The organism is Pseudomonas sp. CLCA07 (genome assembly GCF_053615335.1).
The window spans coordinates 4,447,110-4,465,593 of record NZ_CM132131.1 but is presented as its reverse complement, the minus strand read 5'-3'; the positions used below and the strand labels follow the sequence as shown (position 1 = coordinate 4,465,593).

Genomic DNA, 18,484 nt, shown 5'->3' with positions numbered 1-18,484 from the left:
CCTGAGTAACGTGGCAGCACTTGTCTGGAGAGCCAAAGATGCGTGTTGCCCGTCCCTTAGTCGTTGTTGCCCTGCTGCCGCTGTTTGCGGCCTGTCAGTTGTTCGATGGCCAGCGTGAAAACGCCTCCCACGTGGGCCAGACCCGCATGCAAGGCCAGTTGACGGCGGTGGACGGCAAATTGCAGTTCCAGCCGTGCAATGAAACACGCAGCTTTGTGGTCAACGACACCGGCAACACCAGCGTACTGCAACAGGCCGCGTCCCTGGCCGATAGCAAGGGCAAGTTGTTCGCCGACGTGCGCGGGCGCATCGTCGACAGCCGTCTCGATCTTGAGCAGCTGTACCGCGTCGAGCGCTCGGGCACGGCATGCGACGATCCCAATTTCAAACTGCAGACTCTGCGCGCGGCCGGTCACTCGCCTGAGTGGAACGTCAAGGTCACCGGTAAAGGCATGGTGATTGATCGCGCTGGTCAACCGCCTCTGGCCCTGCCTTACGTGGAAGAGCAACTGGGCGATGGCCGTTTCAACCTCGGCACCGAAGCCAATAACCAGCACATCGAACTGTGGGTCACGCCGCAACGTTGCGTCGACAGCACCACCGGCAGCGTCCAGCACATGAGCGCCGAACTGCGCATCAATGGCCAGGTACAACGCGGTTGCGGGTATTTCGGCGGTTCGCGTGACGACTGATCGTTTAAGCCTCACGGGAATCCTCCTTTGGGGCTTATAATCGCCGGTTTCAAACGCCTTGGCGCAGTTGTGCGCCCCGCGAACCGGGTCCTGCCATGTTACGAATCACTGAACTCAAGTTGCCGATCGACCATCCCGAAGAAGACCTGCGCCCTGCCATCGTGCAGCGCCTGGGCATCGCCAGCGATGACCTGCTCGATTTCACCTTGTTCAAGCGCAGCTACGATGCGCGCAAAAAGTCCTCCGAACTGTGCTTCATCTACACCATCGACCTCACCGCCAAGGACGAGGCCGCGTTGCTGCACACATTCGCCGATGACCGTAACGTCAACGTGGCGCCGGATGTCAGCTACAAAGTGGTCGGCCACGCGCCGGCCGATCTGCAGCAACGTCCTGTGGTTGTGGGTTTCGGGCCGTGCGGGATTTTCGCCGGATTGCTGCTCGCGCAAATGGGCTTCAAGCCCATCATCCTCGAGCGCGGCACCGAAGTGCGTCAGCGCACCAAGGACACGTGGGGCCTGTGGCGCAAAAGCGTGCTCAACCCCGAATCCAACGTGCAGTTCGGTGAAGGCGGCGCGGGGACGTTCTCCGACGGCAAGCTCTACAGCCAGATCAAGGACCCGAAATTCATCGGTCGCAAAGTCCTGCACGAGTTCGTCAAAGCCGGTGCGCCGGATGAAATCCTCTATGTCAGCAAGCCTCACATCGGTACGTTCCGTCTGACCGGTGTGGTGGAAAACATGCGTGAACAGATTCGCGCCTTGGGCGGCGAAGTACGCTTCCAGCAACGCGTCACCGATGTGCTGATCGAGGACGGCCAACTGGTCGGCGTCGAACTCAATGGTGGCGAGCAGATCCATTCGAAGCACGTGATTCTGGCCCTCGGCCACAGCGCCCGGGACACTTTCCGCATGCTCCACGGCCGTGGCGTGTTCATGGAAGCCAAGCCGTTTTCCGTGGGTTTCCGCATTGAACACCCGCAGTCGCTGATCGACCGCGCGCGGTTGGGCAAGTACGCCGGCCACCCGAAACTCGGGGCTGCCGACTACAAACTGGTGCACCACGCCAAGAACGGTCGTTCGGTCTACAGCTTCTGCATGTGCCCAGGTGGCACCGTGGTCGCGGCGACGTCAGAGCCGAACCGCGTGGTCACCAACGGCATGAGCCAGTACTCGCGTAACGAGCGCAACGCCAACTCCGGGATCGTCGTCGGCATCACCCCGGAAGTCGATTACCCGGGCGGCCCGTTGGCCGGTATCGAATTGCAGGAACGCCTGGAATCCCATGCCTTTGTGCTGGGCGGCAGCAACTATGAAGCACCGGCGCAACTGGTCGGCGACTTCATTGCCGGCAAGCCGTCGACTGAACTGGGCAGCGTTGAACCGTCCTACAAACCAGGTGTTGCATTGGGTGATCTCGCGTTGGCCTTGCCGGCGTTCGCTATCGAAGCGATTCGTGAAGCGTTGCCAGCGTTCGAGAAGCAGATTCGCGGTTACTCGCTGCATGACGCAGTGTTGACCGGGATCGAGACACGCACCTCGTCGCCGTTGCGCATTACCCGTGACGAGTCGATGCAGAGCCTGAACGTGAAGGGATTGTTCCCGGCGGGCGAAGGCGCGGGTTATGCGGGCGGGATTTTGTCGGCGGGTGTGGATGGTATTCGGATTGCCGAAGCCGTGGCCCGCGACATCCTGGGCCTGGAAGCCTGACCGAGATCCTGTAGGAGCGAGGCTTGCCCGCGAAGAAATTGACGCGGTCTTTCTGAAAGACCGCATTATCGTTCTTCGCGGGCAAGCCTCGCTCCTACGGGGGGCGAAGTTTGGTATTAGATATTAGCGCGCAGCACGCTGGCCGGAAGCGCCTCACCGCGCTCGACACTCGCCGCCACGGCATCCATCAGACCACTCAACTCATACCCCTGGTCCTTGAGCCAATCCTGATCGTAATAGGTGGCGGCATAACGTTCGCCGCCATCACACAGAATCGCCACGATCGACCCCGACTCCCCCGCCGCCGCCATCTGCTGAGCCGCCATCAAGGCGCCGATCAGGTTGGTCCCGCTCGATCCGCCAACCCGTCGTCCCAGGCGCTGTGCCAAGTAGTGCATGGCCGCCAGAGACAACGCGTCCGGCACTTTGACCATGGCATCAATCACCTTGGGCAGGAACGACGCTTCCACCCGTGGCCGACCGATGCCTTCAATCCTCGATCCATAGTCCAGGCGCAGGCTGGCATCGCCGGTCTGGTAGTAATCGAAAAACACCGAACGTTCGGCATCGGCGCACAGCACACGGGTGCGATGCTGGCGATAACGCACGTAACGGCCCAGCGTCGCGGTGGTGCCGCCAGTGCCGGGGCTGGAGATCAACCAGCTCGGCTCCGGGTGCTGCTCGAAACGCATTTGATGGAAGATCGATTCGGCGATGTTGTTGTTCGCCCGCCAGTCCGTGGCGCGTTCGGCGTAGGTGAACTGGTCGATGAAATGACCATCATGCTCGCGCGTCAGCCGTTCGGACTCGGCGTAGATCTGGGTCGGGTCATCGACCAGATGGCTCTTGCCGCCATAGAACGCAATTTGCGCGATCTTCTCTTTGGAGGTGGTTGCCGGCATCACCGCAATAAACGGCAAACCCAGCAAGCTGGCGAAGTACGCCTCGGAAATCGCCGTCGAACCGCTGGACGCCTCGATCACTGGAGCACCGGGTTTCAACCATCCATTACACAAGGCGTAGAGGAACAAGGAGCGCGCCAGGCGGTGCTTCAGGCTGCCGGTGGGGTGACTGGATTCATCCTTGAAATACAACTCGATGCCCGGAAAACCCGGCAGCGGCAAGGGGATCAGGTGGGTATCGGCGCTACGCTGGAAGTCCGCTTCGATGATCCGGATGGCTTCGCGGGCCCACTGTCGGTTGTCGCTCATGATGGTTTTCTCGTTGAGTCGGCCTTAATTGCAAGGCTCAGGTATCAAGCTTAGGAAAAAACCTACAGCACGCACAGGTACAGCTGACGCTCAATACGGCCGGCAACTGCTAGGCTCAAACCCGGCCCCGTCCTTCAGGTTGTTACGGTATATAACAAAAAAGAATATAACTTTTGTTTTAACAACTAACGGTACGGGTTAGGGTGTGCCACCTTTTGAATTATCGATGGAGAGCGACCTTGCCTCTGCGTAGCACTTTCACGCGTTTCTTTCAGTTGGAAGCTGCCAGCGGTCTGTTATTGATCGCCGCTGCAGCCCTGGCTTTAATCATCAACAACTCTTCCCTGTCGTGGCTCTATAGCGGGCTGCTGGACACCCCTGTCGTCGCTCAGATTGGCGCGCTGAAAATTGCCAAGCCGTTGCTGCTGTGGATCAACGACGGCCTGATGGCGATGTTCTTCCTGCTGATCGGCCTGGAAGTGAAGCGCGAAGTCCTCGACGGCCAATTGTCGAACCCCTCGCAAATCGTCCTGCCCGGCGCCGCGGCGATTGGCGGCATGGTCGTGCCGGCGCTGGTCTACTGGTTTTTGAACCGAGACGACCCGACAGCCCTGGGTGGCTGGGCCATCCCGATGGCCACCGACATTGCCTTTGCCCTCGGCGTACTCGCCTTGCTGGGCAAACGGGTGCCGGTGTCGCTGAAGCTGTTTCTGATGACCTTGGCGATCATTGACGACCTGGGCGCGATCATCGTCATCGCCATCTTCTATTCCGGGACGCTGTCGACGCTGTCGCTGGCACTCGCTGCCGCCTGCATCATCGCGCTGATCGCCATGAACCGGCTCGGCGTGGTGAAGCTCGGGCCGTACATGATCATTGGCTTGATCCTCTGGGTGTGTGTGCTCAAGAGCGGCGTCCACGCGACCCTCGCCGGTGTGACGTTGGCCTTCTGCATACCGCTGCGCACCAAAAACGCCGAGACCTCGCCACTGCTGACCCTTGAACACGCCCTGCACCCGTGGGTGGCTTACGGCATCCTGCCGCTGTTCGCCTTCGCCAACGCCGGTCTGTCCCTGAGCGGTGTCACCGTTGAAAGCTTCACCCATCACGTACCGATGGGCATTGCGACTGGCCTGTTGCTGGGTAAAACCGTTGGCGTGTTCGGCCTGACCTGGCTGGCCGTGAAAATCGGCATCGCCGCCCTGCCCCAAGGCGCCAACTGGGGCCATGTGCTGGGTGTATCGATCCTCTGCGGGATTGGTTTCACCATGAGCCTGTTTGTCGGTTCACTGGCGTTTGAACCAGGCGTCAGCGACTACGCCGGGATGGACCGGATGGGAATTTTGACCGGTTCGATTCTGGCAGCGTTGATCGGTTATGCCGTGACGGCGATGGCAAGCCGCAAGAGCGCCGTGCTGAAATCCTGAGTGATAGAGAACTCTCCTGGCAGCATTAAGGATTCGTCCTACAGCCACGATTAGCCTCGTTCGTTAACGTCGCATAGCTCCTCTTCGGGAGCTGTCGACGGACGAACGCAAGGAAGATCAGTGGCTGGCAACAAGGACGTTCCCAGGGTTAAAAACCCACCCTCCGGTGACGGTCATCACGTCACCCACCGCTTCATGACCGCTACAGAACTGGCCGAGCGCGAGGCGCGACAGAGCGCTTACGACGCCATGCTCGCCCGGCAGCAGGCTTTTGAAGATTGTCTTCAGGTTTCGGCGAAAAAGACCGAAATCGCTCGCGCGGGATGCGTCTTCGCCAAGTCCTGCAAACTTCCCGACGCCATCATTGATTACTCGAATCCTTCGGGCGTCGTTCCGACTGACAGTCTCAAGGACTACGGCGAAATCGCCTGGCTTGGCGCTCGCAAAGCAGATGACGCCGGGCTGCTGAATCTCGAAACAATCAGTGGCAGTACCGTCTCGCTCGGCATAGGCCGTCTTGCGCTTAGCATCCCGACACTCGCCGCCCCGGTCTTGGCACTTGAAGCTGCCGCAGCCGCCACATTGGCCGGTGTCGTCGCACTGTTCTGGACGCCGAGCCTGGGTGATAGCGCGCTCTACACCGAAGACCAACTGCGAGCCCTGAAACAGGCCAGAACGCGCGTTCGTTTGCAGGTCGAGCAACAGGCTGACGGCAGTCTCAAGGGCTACGGTTTCTACACCGGCAAGAACCGCGATTGGGAAATGGTCGATGTCGTGCAGTTCACTTTGCGCGGCAGTCAGCAGGTGGCGGATCTCGGCGACGGCGTTGAGCTGATCTGGACGCCAGCGGTGGATGGCTCGGACATCCTCGGTATTCCAGCACTGGAGGCTGCGCCGCAAGCGCCACATATCTGGGTGTATCCGCCGACGCCTGCGGCGGACAGCATCATCGTGAACCCGGTGTATCCGCCTGAGTACAAGGATTTCATTCTTGTTTTTCCGGCGGATTCGGGGGTGAAGTCGGTTTACATTGTGGTGAGTGTTTCTGATCACAATTACCATCCGGCACCGACAGGCCTTACTGCTTTTCCTGACGCGACAAAATCAAATCGTAAGACTTCCGTAAAAGGCGGTGGAGGTCTTAGGAAGCGATGGAAAAACCCAAAAGGGATAATTTTCGAATGGGACTCGCAGCACGGGGCTGTCGAGATGTATGACAAACGTGGCCGTCATCTCGGTGAATATGATCCAACCACTGGCGAGCAGACCAAACCCGCAGATAAGACTAGGAATGTGGAACCATGATTTACGTCATAGAAGCATTTGATAAAAAAACCGAGTTCATCGCATTCGAAGAAGAATTGCCGAGCGGCTACGAAAAAGAACTGAAAGAAATTATGGGATGGACGGCGGACCAACAAGGCTGGGAGGGATACAACCTCACCACCGAGCAGCTTGGTGCGTTGGAAGGAATACTCGGCAAGAAAATTTATGATCCTGCCTATCTATTTCAGCTGACCTGCAACGTTTAGATACAGCCGCGCTCAATTTTCATTTCAAATAAAAACCCCGACCAGTCACCTGATCGGGGTTTTTCTTTACCCATTCCCGCTTAGTGCGAAACGCGGCTAGTCCCATCAACAGTAGCAATCCGCACCCGCTCGCCAACGCGGAACACTTCATTCTCCTGAACCTGCTGAACATAGGCGCGCATGCTGCCGTCGTCTTCGCGTACGGTGATTTCAACACCTTGAGTACGGGTCAGGCCTTCTTCGGCCGCAGAGCCCACCAGGCCGCCGGCGACTGCGCCGATGACAGCCGCGACAATGCTGCCTTTGCCGCCACCAATGGAACTACCGCCTACACCACCCACGACTGCGCCAGCGGCGCTGCCGATTGGGGTTTTGGTGCCTTCGATTTTCACCGGGCGTAGCGCTTCGATGGTGCCCATGCGAATCGTTTGTACACGACGCGCTTCATCACGGGAGTAGGAGTCACCGGTCAGGCTGGATTGGCAGCCAGTGAGCAACATCGCCATCGTGGAAAAGGAAGCAACCAACAAAACAGACTTACGCATAGCATCAACTCCAAAGGACAGGTATTCATTAAACCCCGCAGCTTGACGTGTGTCACGGCATCGCCCGGATAAAAGTGGTTTGATTCAGGACCGGTACAGGCGCCCTGAAAAACTCACCAACCGGTTAGCGACAATTTCCGCAATCCACGTCGCCCCAAGGATTTTCATGGACTACTTCATCATTGTCGTCACGACTATCGCGGGTCTGTACTTCCACGGGTGGCTGTACCTGCGGATAAAACGCTGGATGGATCGCGACCTGGCGTTGGCCCTGGCTGGGGAAGACGAGCAGAAAAAAGCGTTCATGCTCCAGCAACTGGCAAACGCTCAAGCACAGAAAATCAAGCGTCGGGACCTGCAGCAGTGGCTTGACGCCGCTGCTGCACGGTATCCCGAACGGTAGACTGCCTAGGGTGCCAGACGTTCAAGAATCCAGTCGGCGCCCTGTAAGCGGTAGTTGAGGCGATCATGCAGGCGGCTCGCGCGACCTTGCCAGAATTCGATGCGCTCCGGCAGCAAGCGGTAACCGCCCCAGTGATCTGGGCAGTGTGGCGCAGTGTCGCTGAAACGTTGTTCGGTGTTCTTGAGCAGAGCTTCCAGTTCCGCACGATCCGCAATCACCTGGCTCTGCGGTGAAGCCCAGGCACCAAGTCGGCTGCCCAACGGACGAACCTGGAAATAGGCGTCGGACTCTTCAGGCGTGACCCTCACCACCCGACCTTCGATGCGCACTTGGCGCTCCAGGGCCGGCCAGAAAAAGGTCATGGCCGCGAACGGATTCGCCGCCAGATGCTGTCCCTTGGCACTTTCGTAATTGGTGAAGAACGTAAAGCCCTGCGCGTCCAAACCTTTGAGCAACAGAATGCGGCAATGTGGCCGACCGCCCTGATCGACCGTCGCCAAGGTCATGGCGTTAGCCTCCACCGGCACTTGCTCGGTTTTCACCGCATCGGCAAACCACTGGTGGAACAACCCGAACGGCTCTGCCGGAGCTTGAGCCTCGGTCAGGCCATCACGGGTGTAGTCACGACGCATATCAGCCAGGCGCTGGGTCATGGCGCATTCCTTTTGGTTAACAAATCACTTTTTGGTGGCGTCAGCGGCGACGTCGGCTTTCTTGGTGTCGGCAGCCGCTTTGGCCGGAGTCGTTTTCTTCGCCGGCGTTGCGGTTTTAGCAGGCGCTTTCTTGGCGGTGGCTTTGCTGGCCGGGGCCTTTTTCGTGGCAGGTACAGCCGCTTTCTTCGCGGCAGGCGCCGGGGTGACCGGTTTGGCCGGGGTGGCCACTGGCTTGATGTCCTTGGCAGCGACCGTGGACACTGGCGCCGGGGCCGGGGCCGGCATGTTGTACTTGGCTAGCAGCGCCACCATGGTGTTTTGCGGGGTCACCAGCAATTCCACGCGACGGTTCAAGGCACGACCTTCGACACTGTCGTTAGCCGCACGCGGGGCGTCACCGCCCATGCCGCGGAGCATCAGGCGATCACGCTGCAAACCGCTGAGGCGGAAAATCGCGGCCACTGCTTGAGCACGTTCCTGGCTCAGTTTCACGTTGGCCGGTGCGGCGCCCGACGTATCACTGTGGCCCAGAACCAGAACGGCCGTTTTCGGGTCGACTTCGAGGATTTTCGCAACACGGGTGAACGGGCCGAGGGTGACCGGCAGCAGCATGGCCGGACGATCCGGGTTGAACGAGCCTTCTACCGGCGCGATGACCACCAATACGTTTTCACGGCGCTCAAGTTTCAGGTTGCTGTCCTTGATCGCTTCGCGCAGGCGCGGCTCGTACTCATCGAGCCAGGCCTGGGTGACTTTGGGGTCTGGCATCGGCACGGCTTTGGCGGCGCTCTTCTCGCTGCCGCCGAACGGCCAATACCAAGGGCTGGTGCTTTCGGTTTTTGCAACCGGGGCAGTAGCAGCAGGCTTCAGTGGGACCGGGGCCGGGGTGGGTTCTTTAGCGGCGACTTTGTCGGAGGAGCCGAACGGCCACCAACTGCCGCCATCGGAATCACTTTGTGGGGTCTGTGCGCAACCGGTGATTGCGAAGCACAGGGCCAGGGCGAGAGTTGGTTTGGATGACATTGGATATCCACAAAGTTGAAGTAATGAAAAGTCAGACCAGATCGGCCCGCACAAACTGACGCTTTGAAACAGAAAAGGCTGCCGGGTTCCGTTCTGGAATCCGGCAGCCGGTTTTACAGACAAGTGGCCAGTACTCGCGCAAGGTTTTGCGCGCGTGGATCCATCAAGACGTACGGCCCCAGCGTATTTGTCACAAAACCGAAGGCTACATCGCGTTCCGGGTCAGCAAAACCGATGGAGCCGCCAGCGCCCGGATGACCGAACGCACGCGGGCCGAGGCCGTAAGTCGCGTTGGGTACATCCGGCTGATCGAGCATGCAACCCAGACCGAATCGGGTCCGGGTCAATAAAGTCTTGTCGTCGCCGAGACTGTGTTCGCGGGTCAGCTCGTCGAGCATTTCACCTTCCAACAAGCTGCCATCGAGCAGACCGGAGTAGAACCCCGCAAGGCTGCGCGCATTGCCGTGGCCGTTGGCCGCGGGTTGCTGCATGCGCCGCCATTCGGGTTTATTGGTGCTGGTCATGATCGACGGCGGATTGGTAAAGGCGCGAGTGGTCATTGCAGTTGGCTCGCGCATGGTCACTTGCAACAAGCGCTGGGCGGCGGCATCGCCGACGTTACCCTTGCCACGGGCGATGTGCGCCACGCGATGAAACTCTTCATCGGCCAGGCCAACGTGGAAATCCAGCCCCAATGGCTTCGCAATCCGCGCCACGATGGACTCGCCCGGCCCACGACCGTCGGCGCGGCGCAGCAACTCGCCCACCAGCCAGCCGTATGTGATCGCGGCATAGCCGTGGCCTTGACCCGGCGTCCACCACGGTGCTTCGGCCGCCAGGGCATCGACCATGGTTTGCCAATCGTAAAGCGCTTCCGGCGCCAGCAATTCGTGCAACGCCGGCAAGCCTGCCTGATGGCAGAGCAACTGACGCAGGGTCACGGATTCTTTGCCAGCCGCGGCAAATTCGGGCCAGTAGCGGGCAACCGGCGCGTCCAGTTGCAACTTGCCTTCAGCGACCAATTGCAGGGCCGTAACGGCGGTGAACGTTTTGGTGCAGGAGAACAGGTTGGCGATGGTGTCGCTGTGCCAGGCTTCGCTGCCGTCCTTGTCGCAGGTGCCGGACCAGAGGTCGAGGACGGTTTCGCCACCGATCTGAATGCACAAGGCTGCGCCACGTTCCTGAGGATCGTCGAACAGCGCCGCGAAAGCTTCGCGCACCGCTTCGAACTTAAGCTCGTAATGACCCTGAATCTGCACCCGCATTGCTCCCGGATAATCGCTATACAAAGTGGCCCGCATTGTTCCAGCCCTTGAGGGTTTTGGGAACAGGGCTGGGCCGGGCGGTCGCCTGTTGAAATGACTCAGCACAACCACTTGTGGCGAGGGGGCTTGCCCCGTTCGCCTGCGTAGCAGGCGCAATAACAGTAAATTGAAGAGCAACCAAGGGAATGGGGCGCGGCTAATAAGGGCCGCTACGCGCCCCAACGGGGGCAAGCCCCCTCACCACAGGAGAAATCAGTGGCCCTGGCCGGAGTGTCCACCCGCGCCCTTCCCCGGGCCTTTGCCGGCCTCGGCCTTTCTGCCACCTTCGGCATCGTGGCTGGTTTTGTCGGCCTCGGCCGCCGCTTTCTCGGCTGCTTTGCCCAACTGGTCGACAGTCGCCAGGTTGCTCTTGCGCACAGACTCGACAAACCCCTGGAACGGCAGATCGGTGATGCCCACCAGACCAAAGTGACCATTCTCACCATCCAGCAAACGTCCGGTCACGGGTTGGTCCAGGTACTGGAACCAGTGCACACCGACAATCGAAGGTTCGCTCAGCGCTTGTTTAAGGAAGTTCGCGTAGGCCGGCCCACGGTCTTCTTCCTTCGCCAGTTGTGTCACACCGCCCCAGAACGGGCCGCGATCCGTCGAGCCGAAGTTGAATTCGGTGATCAGCACCGGTTTGTCGAGGCTGCGTAACTTGGCGAAGTCGTAACCGTCCTGCGGTTTCAGGGTGTACATGTTAAAGCTCAACACGTCGCAATACTGGGCGCAGGAGTCCACGGCTTCCGGGGTGCTGATGGCGAAGCGGCCGCCCAGCAACAGCTGGTTCGGCGCATGCCACTTGAGCGAATCGGAGATGGTTTTGAAATAGGTGTCGGCGAAGACCTTCTGGAAGTATTTGAAGTCGGCCTCGATTTCCGGGTGTTCAGCGCTGGGCAGCGGCGGCACGAAGCCCGGGTCTTCCATCAATTCCCACGCCGGCAAGTCAATGCCCCACGCTTTGGACAGCCCCGCCTGATTGCGATATTTGTCGCGTAGTTGCTTGAGAAACGCACGTTTGGCCGGCACGTCGGTGGTCATTTTCAAGGTGCCGTAAGCCAAGGCGTAACGGGCTTTCGGGTCATCACCGGGACCGGCCCAGGCCAATTCGTTGTCAGCGTAGTAACCGATCAGCCACGGATCGTCGCGATGATCGCGGGCGACAATGGCCACGGCACGTTCGGTGGCCATGGCGAAACGCGGATCGAACGGGTCGGGCATGCCACCCCACCAGTCGGTGCCGGTGCTGATGCTCGCGTAATCGCCGACGATCGACAGCGGCAAGGTGTAGGGCACTCGATCAGCATTGCCTAGCGCCGCAGCGCTCCAATTGCCAATGGTGTTGAACCCCCAGGCTTGCAGGCGATCCAGGGTGTGGCCGGTCCAGCGTTGTTCATCCACCACCGCTTTGCAGGGTTCGGCCGGTTTGTTCTCAGCCGCTTTCGCCTCAGTCGCGTCGACGGCGCCAGTCTTGGCAGCTTCGGCGACACCGGCTTCGGCGGTCGACGGGATCACAGCTGGCTCGGCGGCCTTCTCGACCGTCGCTTCGACCGCGTCAGCCTTGGCCGCTGCGGCGACGCCAGCCTTGGTGTCGCTGCCCAATGCACAGGGTTCGCCATACAGACGTTGCAAGTTGGCGCCGTAAAAGTCGTACCAGCGACCGGCGTCGTAGCTACGGCCCTGATCGGCACCATTGCCCCCGCGGTTGCTACCTTCACCAAAATGATTGGCCAGCGCTTCGTCGGGTTTCGGCAGGGACTCGAACATCCACTCGCGACCGGCGACGTAAGTCTGGTTAACGTCTGGGGTCACAGTGTTGACCCCAAGCGAATAGAACGGATGCCCTTGCGGGGTCACCAGATACCAGCGACCGTCGCGCTTTTCGGTGCGGAAGAAACCGCTGGCCTTGAACGTCGGGCCTTTGGTCCAGCCACCGAAGGTGTCCAGGGATGATTTTTCGCGCTCGGCCAGCCAGGTTTTCAGTTGTTGCTGTTCCTTGGCGGCGGCGCTTTTGAGTTGTTCATCGCTGCTGACCTTTTCCGGCCATTTGGCCCGGGTCGACTGACCGTAAGCATCCACCAATCCGCCATAAACAGCCTGGATCACGGCCTCGCCGTCCTGCACGCCAAAACGTTCCAGCAAAATGTTCTGGGCGACTTTCGGTTGATCCATCGACAAGGTCACCGACACCACTTGGCCACGATCCAGTTGCCCGGCGCTGCTGGCCAGCAAAATGCGCTGCCCGTCGACCGTCATCGGCATGGGTGGCCCGGCTTTCATGCCTTGGCTCAAGGGTGAGCTTGCCACCAAAGGCACCAGCAAGGTCTGCGCAGGGCCGGCGGGCAAATCGACACGACTGAACAGTGTCTTGCCGTCATTGCTCTGGATTTTTACGTAAAGGGTCACGGCCCAGTCCATCGCACTCTGAATCCGCAGGCTCATGACGCCCGACTGCGACCAGTCCCAGGCACCGCTTTGCGGCGTCAGTCGCAAACTCGGCTGGGCCACCGGGTTGAAAGTGACACGACGCAAGACTTCGCCTTCGGCTGTTTGCTCCGCATTGGATTGCGGCAGGCTGGCATCCTGAGTCGTCACCTGGACCACATCGGCAGGGCGTACAAAGTTGAACAGCGTCTGTTGGCCGGCGGGGGCCGCCAGCAAAGGGGCTGCGAACATCAGGGCAAATACAGCGGGCAACGAACGGCGAATCATAGGAACGTGGATCTCCCTAACGACCTTCAATGGTCAGTGGAAAAGCGATGGTAGAGAGATAGACAACGCGGTGGGCAAATGTGCCCACCGGTGTATCAGGAAATTTCGCGACGGAATGGCGGCAACGCATTGAGGATGGCTTTGCCGTAGCGCTGGGTGACCAGACGTCGATCCAGCAAGGTGATGGTGCCGCGGTCTTCTTCGGTGCGCAGCAAGCGACCGCAGGCCTGGACCAGTTTCAGCGAGGCATCGGGCACGGAGATTTCCATGAATGGATTGCCGCCTCGGGCTTCGATCCATTCCGCCAGCGCCGCTTCGACGGGATCGTCCGGCACCGAGAACGGGATCTTCGCGATCACCACGTGCTCGCAGTACGCGCCCGGCAAGTCGACGCCTTCGGCGAAACTCGCGAGGCCGAACAGCACACTGGAGTCCCCGCCATCAACGCGTGCCTTGTGCTTGTTCAATGTTTCCTGCTTCGACAGGTTGCCTTGAATGAACACTTGCTTGCGCCAGTCGCGGTCGAGGCCGTCGAACACGTCCTGCATTTGCTTGCGGGAAGAGAACAACACCAGCGTACCCCGCGAGCCCTCAACCAGTTGCGGCAGATCACGAATGATCGCGGCCGTGTGGGCCGGTGCATCCCGCGGATCGGCTTTCAGATCCGGTACTCGCAGCACGCCGGCATCGGCGTGGTGGAACGGGCTTGGAACCACGGCGGTCACGGCTTTTTTCGGCAGGCCGGCGCGCATGCGGAAACGGTCGAAGGTGCCGAGGGCCGTCAACGTCGCGGAGGTCACCAGTGCGCCGTAAGCGACGTTCCACAAATTGCGACGGAGCATTTCCGCCGCGAGGATCGGGCTGGCGTTGACCTCGATGTCGAACAGCGAACCGCTTTCGGCCAGGGTCAACCAACGGGCCATGGGCGGGTTGTCTTCCGGGTCTTCCGCGGTGAACGCGCCCCACAATTCCCAATTGCCCGAAGAACGGGACAACAGACTGCCGAAAAGGGGATACCACTCTTCGGCCTGATTGCTGGCGATGCCGATGTTGACCTCGCCGTCCATGCCTTCCTTGAGCAACTCGGTGAGCCGGGTGAACAGGTCGGTCAGACGGGCAAAGCCCTTCTTCAACTCGATGCCCATCTCGCGCATGTGCTCGGGAATCACCCCGCCAACGAATCGGTGACGCGGCCGCTCGCGACCTTCAACGTCTTCGCCGGGTTTGAAATCGGCGGCCTGTTCACAGGCGGTGAACATGAATTGCTGCTGGGTCTTGATCTCGCGGGCCAGTTCCGGCACCTGCTCGATCAGCTTGCCCAAGTCGCCGGGCAACGGGTGCTGGGCGAGCAATTTGGTGAGGTTTTTCGCGGTGGTTTCCAGCCAGTCGGCGGTGGAACGCAGGCGCGTGTAATGGGCGAAATGGCCGATGGCCTTGTCCGGCAGGTGGTGGCCTTCATCGAACACGTAGATAGTGTCGCGCGGGTCCGGCAAAACGGCACCGCCGCCCAAAGCCAGGTCGGCCAGCACCATGTCGTGGTTGGTGACAATGACGTCGACCTTGCCCATGCCTTCGCGGGCCTTATAAAAGGCGCACTGGCCGAAGTTCGGACAATGACGGTTGGTGCATTGGCTGTGATCAGTGGTCAGGCGCGCCCAGTCGGCGTCTTCCAGGGCCGTGGACCAACTGTCGCGGTCGCCGTCCCATTTATTGCCGGCGAGTTTTTCGATCATGCTGGTGAACAGCTTCTGACTGGCCTCGTCGACCTCGATCTTGAAGCCTTCTTCTTCGAACAACTGCGCGGTAGCGGTTTGTGCGTGGCCTTCCTGCAGCAGCATGTCGAGCTTGGACAGACACATGTAACGCCCACGTCCCTTGGCCAACGCGAAGCTGAAATTCAGCCCGCTGTTGCGCATCAGGTCAGGCAAATCCTTGTAGACGATCTGCTCTTGCAGGGCCACGGTGGCCGTGGCAATCACCAGGCGTTTACCGGCAGCCTTGGCGGTCGGGATCGCCGCCAGGCTGTAGGCCACGGTTTTGCCGGTACCGGTGCCGGCTTCCACCGCAACAATCGCGGGGTCGCCACTGCGCCGGCCTTCGTCGTCGGTGTCGATGTCACCGAGGACTTTGGCGATTTCGGCGATCATCAGGCGTTGGCCGTAGCGCGGCTTGAGGCTCTTGGCTTCGAGAAAACGCGAGTAAGCGCCCTGGATCGTGGTTTTGAGTTCGGTGCTGATCATGGATTGTCGGGCGCGAAAAACGCTGGATAAATTTTCAGTGGTTCGGATGGGCAGCTATCATACCCCGCTAATTAATCCCGCGCAGAACGGAGTACCCCAATGACACCTTTTGGCATCGTTTATACCCTGCATGTCCTTTCCGCCCTGGTATGGGTGGGCGGCATGTTTTTCGCCTGGATGGTCTTGCGCCCCGCCGCAGTGAAGGCGCTGGAGGGCCCTGCCCGGTTGAAGCTGTGGGTGGAAGTGTTTCAAGGATTTTTCCGCTGGGTCTGGGTCGCGGTGGTGCTGTTGCCGATCAGCGGTGTCGGCATGATTCATCTGCAACACATCGGGTTTGAGACCGCGCCGCGCTATGTGCAGGTGATGATGGGGTTATACGTGGTGATGACGGCGCTGTTTATCCGGATTCAGGCGCTGATGTTGCCGGAGTTGCGCACGGCGGTGACGGCGCAGGATTGGCCGGCAGGGGCGGCGGTGCTAGGGAGAATTCGGCGGTTGGTGGGGATTAATCTGCTGGTGGGTTTGTTGCTGGTGGCGATTGCTGCGGCGCGACCTATCTTCTAAAAAAGTATTGTCTGATCGAATGCCATCGCGAGCAGGCTCGCTCCCACATGGAGAGTGTGATCCCTGTGGGAGATTCTATGGTTGAGGGGAAGCCCTCAACTGGTTTTCGGTTGGTATTCGCTTTGCCCGTTCAGCAGGGCGAATACAACCCGAGCAAGCTTGCGAGCCAGCATTACCAGCGCCTGAGTGGTGCTGAAGCCCCGAGCTCTTTGCGCTTCGTAAAATCCTTTCCAGGCCGCCGTTCGGCTGGCCGACATCGCTGCATTGTGCAAAAGGCGCCGGGCCTCTGGGTCACCTCGCTTGCTCAAACTCCGGCGACAATCTTTTTGTCCTGACTTCGCCACCCGCAAATCCATTCCCAAGAAGGCGATAAAGGCATTCGCGTTTCTGAAGTCACCCCGCTGAAAAGCCGCAATCAAGCGAGCTCCGGTCAAAAAACCAATACCTTCAACTTTCAGACACCGCTTTAACTGGCCGAGCAAGCCGGCTTCTTTCAGATGGTCCTTAATCGTCTTTTCGACCAGCACTTCAAGTTGCTGCATGGATTTCACTTGCTCGGCGAAAGCGGTTTTCAGCAACGGTTCATTCGCCCAGCTTTGCACCAGGCCAACTCGCGCCTGGACCAAAGCCGCCCGGCGGCGGAAAAGGCTCAAGAGCTGGCGGTACAGCGGTGACGGCGGGGTCCACGGATGAAGCTCCTCAGCTTCGTTCTTTAAATAACGGGCAAGTAACTTGGCATCTAGCGCATCAGTTTTGGCGCGAACTTTGACACCTTTTCGGTAATGACTGAGTTCATAGCCGCCCACCATGTAAATAGTGCAACCGGCCTCATAGGCCAAGTCAGCAAACTCCAGGTGATAGATGTTGGTGGCCTCAATGGCGATCGCCACTGTCCCCGGCAAGGCCTTCAACCACTGCTTGATGGCCGCTTTGGTGTTGGGGATTTCTTCGAGCAAATCGAACTCTGCCTGATAAATCACCAATTCATTCTTGGCGACATCCACACCCACGATCGGCTTTGAAACAAGAACCGGCATTGCCATTGGATTTCCTCCGGGATAAGGTTTTAAGCACTTGAAGGGCTCACCCAGAGGCGCAGGCTTGTTCCTATCGTCGGTCTAGCCAGAAGCATTCTTTATCGGCGCTTGGGTGAAAGGAGGAGGGGCGAAATCTCCCACGGTCTGTACTGCGTCAACAGTCAGAAACGAGCCTTGTCCCTCCTCCTCCCTTCAAGTCCTACCATACAAGCGAGCCTGCTCGCGATGGGTATCGTTCAGTCGGCAAACCTTTCGGAAACTGCTTACAACCGTTGGACGCTCACCGAACCCGCCGCACCGGCAGGGCCAGGCTGACCATCAGCACCCGGCCGGCCACTCTTGCCACCCTCGGTGGTGTACACGAGACAGCCCTTGGCCTTGCCACCGGCCCCTGGTTTACCGCCAGGACCTGCAAGTCCACCGGCACCTCCCGCCACCTGCACCTTGATTTTATCCGCCGGGTATTCGCGCGGCACTTCCAGCCTTACCTGCGCACCGGAAGCACCCGGCTGACCATCACTGCCATCGCTGCCATCAGCACCGCGACCAGCCTGCCCCCAAGTGCAACCCGGTGCCTGGCCATTGCCGCCATCAAGTCCAAAAAAACCCGGTGCGCCCGCGCCGCCGCGAGCATCTACCGACAGTTGCGGTGCGTTCAGTGCCTTGATCTGCAAGTTCAGGTTACGCCCCGACCGTGCCGCTTTCTGGAAGCTGCCTGGCGCGCCCCTCGCGGTAATCTGACTGCCTTCCGACAACTCGGCGCGCAGGACTTTCAATTCCAGTGCCTGCTCACTCGGCACGATGGCAATTCGCGCCTCACGCCCCAGATGCAACTCGCCCACCGTCACTTCGGTTACATTCGAAGGGATCAGCAACGTGCCGTAATCGGCGACTACCAGCCGTTCAAGTTGCAAGGTGCTGGCCGTGTTGGGCAGGCGCATCAGCGAGTTGGTTTCGACACTGACAACCTGAGCGCAAGCCAGTGGACTGATAAAAGCGGCGAGCAGACAGAGATTACGCATGGGAAGCCTTCGATGCGGAGGGAGCCGGGAGGGTTTGCAGGTGGAACACGCCGAAAATGGCAATCTGAAGGCGATCACGCCAAGGATGGGCGCGGCCTTTGAGGCTGCGGTTGCAGAACACCAGTTCCAGAAGATGGAACAGTGCCAGCACGCCACCGGCCAGATCGACCAACGAGTGCAGCGGATAGATAAATGGCGTGAGCAGATTGACCAGCACCACCAACCAGAACAGCAGGGTCAATAACTTCCCCAGCCCCCAAAACACCTTCATACGCTCCCCCGCTGATCATTATTCTTTGCGAGCACAGTAACGGCTTCCACGAGGAATACGCCAGAGGACAACAGAAAAATCTTGATGCAGACCGCCCAATGGCCGTCGTCCCACCGCACGGGTGGTCGACGGCTGT

The 18,484-nt window shown here is 59.7% G+C and carries 17 protein-coding genes; 7 read left to right on the top strand and 10 right to left on the bottom strand.

The genetic code is table 11. The features are described 5' to 3' along the window. The first annotated feature begins 38 nt into the window (after positions 1-38). Together ACWGZX_RS20470 and ACWGZX_RS20465 are read left to right on the top strand one after the other, a co-directional pair. A complete protein-coding gene (locus ACWGZX_RS20470; protein WP_452625188.1) occupies positions 39-692 on the top strand; it encodes a COG3650 family protein in 654 nt (217 codons plus the stop codon). Positions 693-787: 95 nt separating this feature from the next. After that, positions 788-2,401 carry an NAD(P)/FAD-dependent oxidoreductase gene (locus ACWGZX_RS20465; RefSeq protein ID WP_452625187.1) on the top strand — a complete coding sequence of 538 codons (1,614 nt, stop codon included), beginning with the start codon at positions 788-790 and terminating at the stop codon, positions 2,399-2,401. 116 nt (positions 2,402-2,517) lie between these two features. Here ACWGZX_RS20465 and ACWGZX_RS20460 read toward each other — a convergent pair whose 3' ends face one another. Continuing rightward, positions 2,518-3,615 (bottom strand): PLP-dependent cysteine synthase family protein, encoded by a 1,098-nt coding sequence (locus tag ACWGZX_RS20460; protein WP_452629042.1) that lies wholly within the window; start codon positions 3,613-3,615, stop codon positions 2,518-2,520. Positions 3,616-3,851: 236 nt separating this feature from the next. Between ACWGZX_RS20460 and nhaA the strand changes: the two genes are divergently transcribed. The 3 genes from nhaA (at position 3,852) to ACWGZX_RS20445 (ending at position 6,571) form a co-directional block, all read left to right on the top strand. Further along, positions 3,852-5,039, top strand: a complete 1,188-nt coding sequence (gene nhaA, locus ACWGZX_RS20455; protein ID WP_452625186.1) for a Na+/H+ antiporter NhaA — start codon at positions 3,852-3,854, stop codon at positions 5,037-5,039. 120 nt (positions 5,040-5,159) lie between these two features. Beyond that, positions 5,160-6,344 (top strand): colicin E3/pyocin S6 family cytotoxin, encoded by a 1,185-nt coding sequence (locus ACWGZX_RS20450; RefSeq protein WP_452625185.1) that lies wholly within the window; start codon positions 5,160-5,162, stop codon positions 6,342-6,344. Then, positions 6,341-6,571: a DUF7683 domain-containing protein gene (locus ACWGZX_RS20445; RefSeq protein ID WP_452625184.1), complete on the top strand. Its 231-nt coding sequence runs from the start codon at positions 6,341-6,343 to the stop codon at positions 6,569-6,571. The genes ACWGZX_RS20450 and ACWGZX_RS20445 overlap by 4 nt, the downstream gene beginning before the upstream one ends. 80 nt (positions 6,572-6,651) lie before the next feature. Here ACWGZX_RS20445 and ACWGZX_RS20440 read toward each other — a convergent pair whose 3' ends face one another. Continuing rightward, entirely contained in the window at positions 6,652-7,116 is a 465-nt protein-coding gene (locus ACWGZX_RS20440; RefSeq protein WP_223512259.1) for an outer membrane lipoprotein, read from the bottom strand. A gap of 166 nt (positions 7,117-7,282) precedes the next feature. On the opposite strand from ACWGZX_RS20440, the gene ACWGZX_RS20435 reads away from it, so the two are divergent. Then, on the top strand, positions 7,283-7,519 hold the full coding sequence (locus ACWGZX_RS20435) for a hypothetical protein (protein ID WP_452625183.1): 237 nt from the start codon (positions 7,283-7,285) through the stop codon (positions 7,517-7,519). Between the two features lie 5 nt (positions 7,520-7,524). Here ACWGZX_RS20435 and pdxH read toward each other — a convergent pair whose 3' ends face one another. From pdxH to dinG, 5 genes are all read right to left on the bottom strand, one after another. After that, positions 7,525-8,172, bottom strand: coding sequence for a pyridoxamine 5'-phosphate oxidase (pdxH, locus tag ACWGZX_RS20430; protein WP_452625182.1), 648 nt, complete (start codon positions 8,170-8,172; stop codon positions 7,525-7,527). Between the two features lie 24 nt (positions 8,173-8,196). After that, complete coding sequence (locus ACWGZX_RS20425) at positions 8,197-9,195, bottom strand: OmpA family protein (RefSeq protein WP_452625181.1); 999 nt, start codon at positions 9,193-9,195, stop codon at positions 8,197-8,199. 113 nt (positions 9,196-9,308) lie between these two features. Next, positions 9,309-10,454 (bottom strand): serine hydrolase domain-containing protein, encoded by a 1,146-nt coding sequence (locus tag ACWGZX_RS20420; RefSeq protein WP_452629041.1) that lies wholly within the window; start codon positions 10,452-10,454, stop codon positions 9,309-9,311. 258 nt (positions 10,455-10,712) lie between these two features. After that, positions 10,713-13,214 (bottom strand): beta-galactosidase, encoded by a 2,502-nt coding sequence (locus tag ACWGZX_RS20415; RefSeq protein WP_452625180.1) that lies wholly within the window; start codon positions 13,212-13,214, stop codon positions 10,713-10,715. Between the two features lie 95 nt (positions 13,215-13,309). Beyond that, positions 13,310-15,454, bottom strand: coding sequence for an ATP-dependent DNA helicase DinG (gene dinG, locus ACWGZX_RS20410; protein ID WP_007947234.1), 2,145 nt, complete (start codon positions 15,452-15,454; stop codon positions 13,310-13,312). A 99-nt stretch (positions 15,455-15,553) separates the two neighbouring features. On the opposite strand from dinG, the gene ACWGZX_RS20405 reads away from it, so the two are divergent. Beyond that, complete coding sequence (locus tag ACWGZX_RS20405; protein WP_452625179.1) at positions 15,554-16,018, top strand: CopD family protein; 465 nt, start codon at positions 15,554-15,556, stop codon at positions 16,016-16,018. 95 nt (positions 16,019-16,113) lie between these two features. On the opposite strand, the gene ACWGZX_RS20400 is transcribed toward ACWGZX_RS20405, so the two are convergent. The 3 genes from ACWGZX_RS20400 to ACWGZX_RS20390 all read right to left on the bottom strand — a co-directional run bounded on the left by ACWGZX_RS20400 (position 16,114) and on the right by ACWGZX_RS20390 (position 18,348). Continuing rightward, positions 16,114-17,061, bottom strand: a complete 948-nt coding sequence (locus tag ACWGZX_RS20400) for an IS110 family transposase (protein WP_452625178.1) — start codon at positions 17,059-17,061, stop codon at positions 16,114-16,116. 257 nt (positions 17,062-17,318) lie between these two features. Continuing rightward, entirely contained in the window at positions 17,319-18,077 is a 759-nt protein-coding gene (locus tag ACWGZX_RS20395; RefSeq protein WP_452625177.1) for a collagen-like protein, read from the bottom strand. Beyond that, on the bottom strand, positions 18,070-18,348 hold the full coding sequence (locus ACWGZX_RS20390) for a DUF1145 domain-containing protein (RefSeq protein WP_223512273.1): 279 nt from the start codon (positions 18,346-18,348) through the stop codon (positions 18,070-18,072). The genes ACWGZX_RS20395 and ACWGZX_RS20390 overlap by 8 nt, the downstream gene beginning before the upstream one ends. Positions 18,349-18,484 lie beyond the last annotated feature (136 nt).

Coding starts and splice junctions, on each gene's coding strand:
- ACWGZX_RS20470 (WP_452625188.1), top strand. CDS start 39: ATGCGTGTTGCCCGTCCCTTAGTCGTTGTTGCCCTGCTGCCGCTGTTT.
- ACWGZX_RS20465 (WP_452625187.1), top strand. CDS start 788: ATGTTACGAATCACTGAACTCAAGTTGCCGATCGACCATCCCGAAGAA.
- ACWGZX_RS20445 (WP_452625184.1), top strand. CDS start 6,341: ATGATTTACGTCATAGAAGCATTTGATAAAAAAACCGAGTTCATCGCA.
- ACWGZX_RS20440 (WP_223512259.1), bottom strand. CDS start 7,116: ATGCGTAAGTCTGTTTTGTTGGTTGCTTCCTTTTCCACGATGGCGATG.
- ACWGZX_RS20435 (WP_452625183.1), top strand. CDS start 7,283: ATGGACTACTTCATCATTGTCGTCACGACTATCGCGGGTCTGTACTTC.
- pdxH (WP_452625182.1), bottom strand. CDS start 8,172: ATGACCCAGCGCCTGGCTGATATGCGTCGTGACTACACCCGTGATGGC.
- ACWGZX_RS20425 (WP_452625181.1), bottom strand. CDS start 9,195: ATGTCATCCAAACCAACTCTCGCCCTGGCCCTGTGCTTCGCAATCACC.
- ACWGZX_RS20415 (WP_452625180.1), bottom strand. CDS start 13,214: ATGATTCGCCGTTCGTTGCCCGCTGTATTTGCCCTGATGTTCGCAGCC.
- dinG (WP_007947234.1), bottom strand. CDS start 15,454: ATGATCAGCACCGAACTCAAAACCACGATCCAGGGCGCTTACTCGCGT.
- ACWGZX_RS20405 (WP_452625179.1), top strand. CDS start 15,554: ATGACACCTTTTGGCATCGTTTATACCCTGCATGTCCTTTCCGCCCTG.
- ACWGZX_RS20400 (WP_452625178.1), bottom strand. CDS start 17,061: ATGGCAATGCCGGTTCTTGTTTCAAAGCCGATCGTGGGTGTGGATGTC.
- ACWGZX_RS20395 (WP_452625177.1), bottom strand. CDS start 18,077: ATGCGTAATCTCTGTCTGCTCGCCGCTTTTATCAGTCCACTGGCTTGC.
- ACWGZX_RS20390 (WP_223512273.1), bottom strand. CDS start 18,348: ATGAAGGTGTTTTGGGGGCTGGGGAAGTTATTGACCCTGCTGTTCTGG.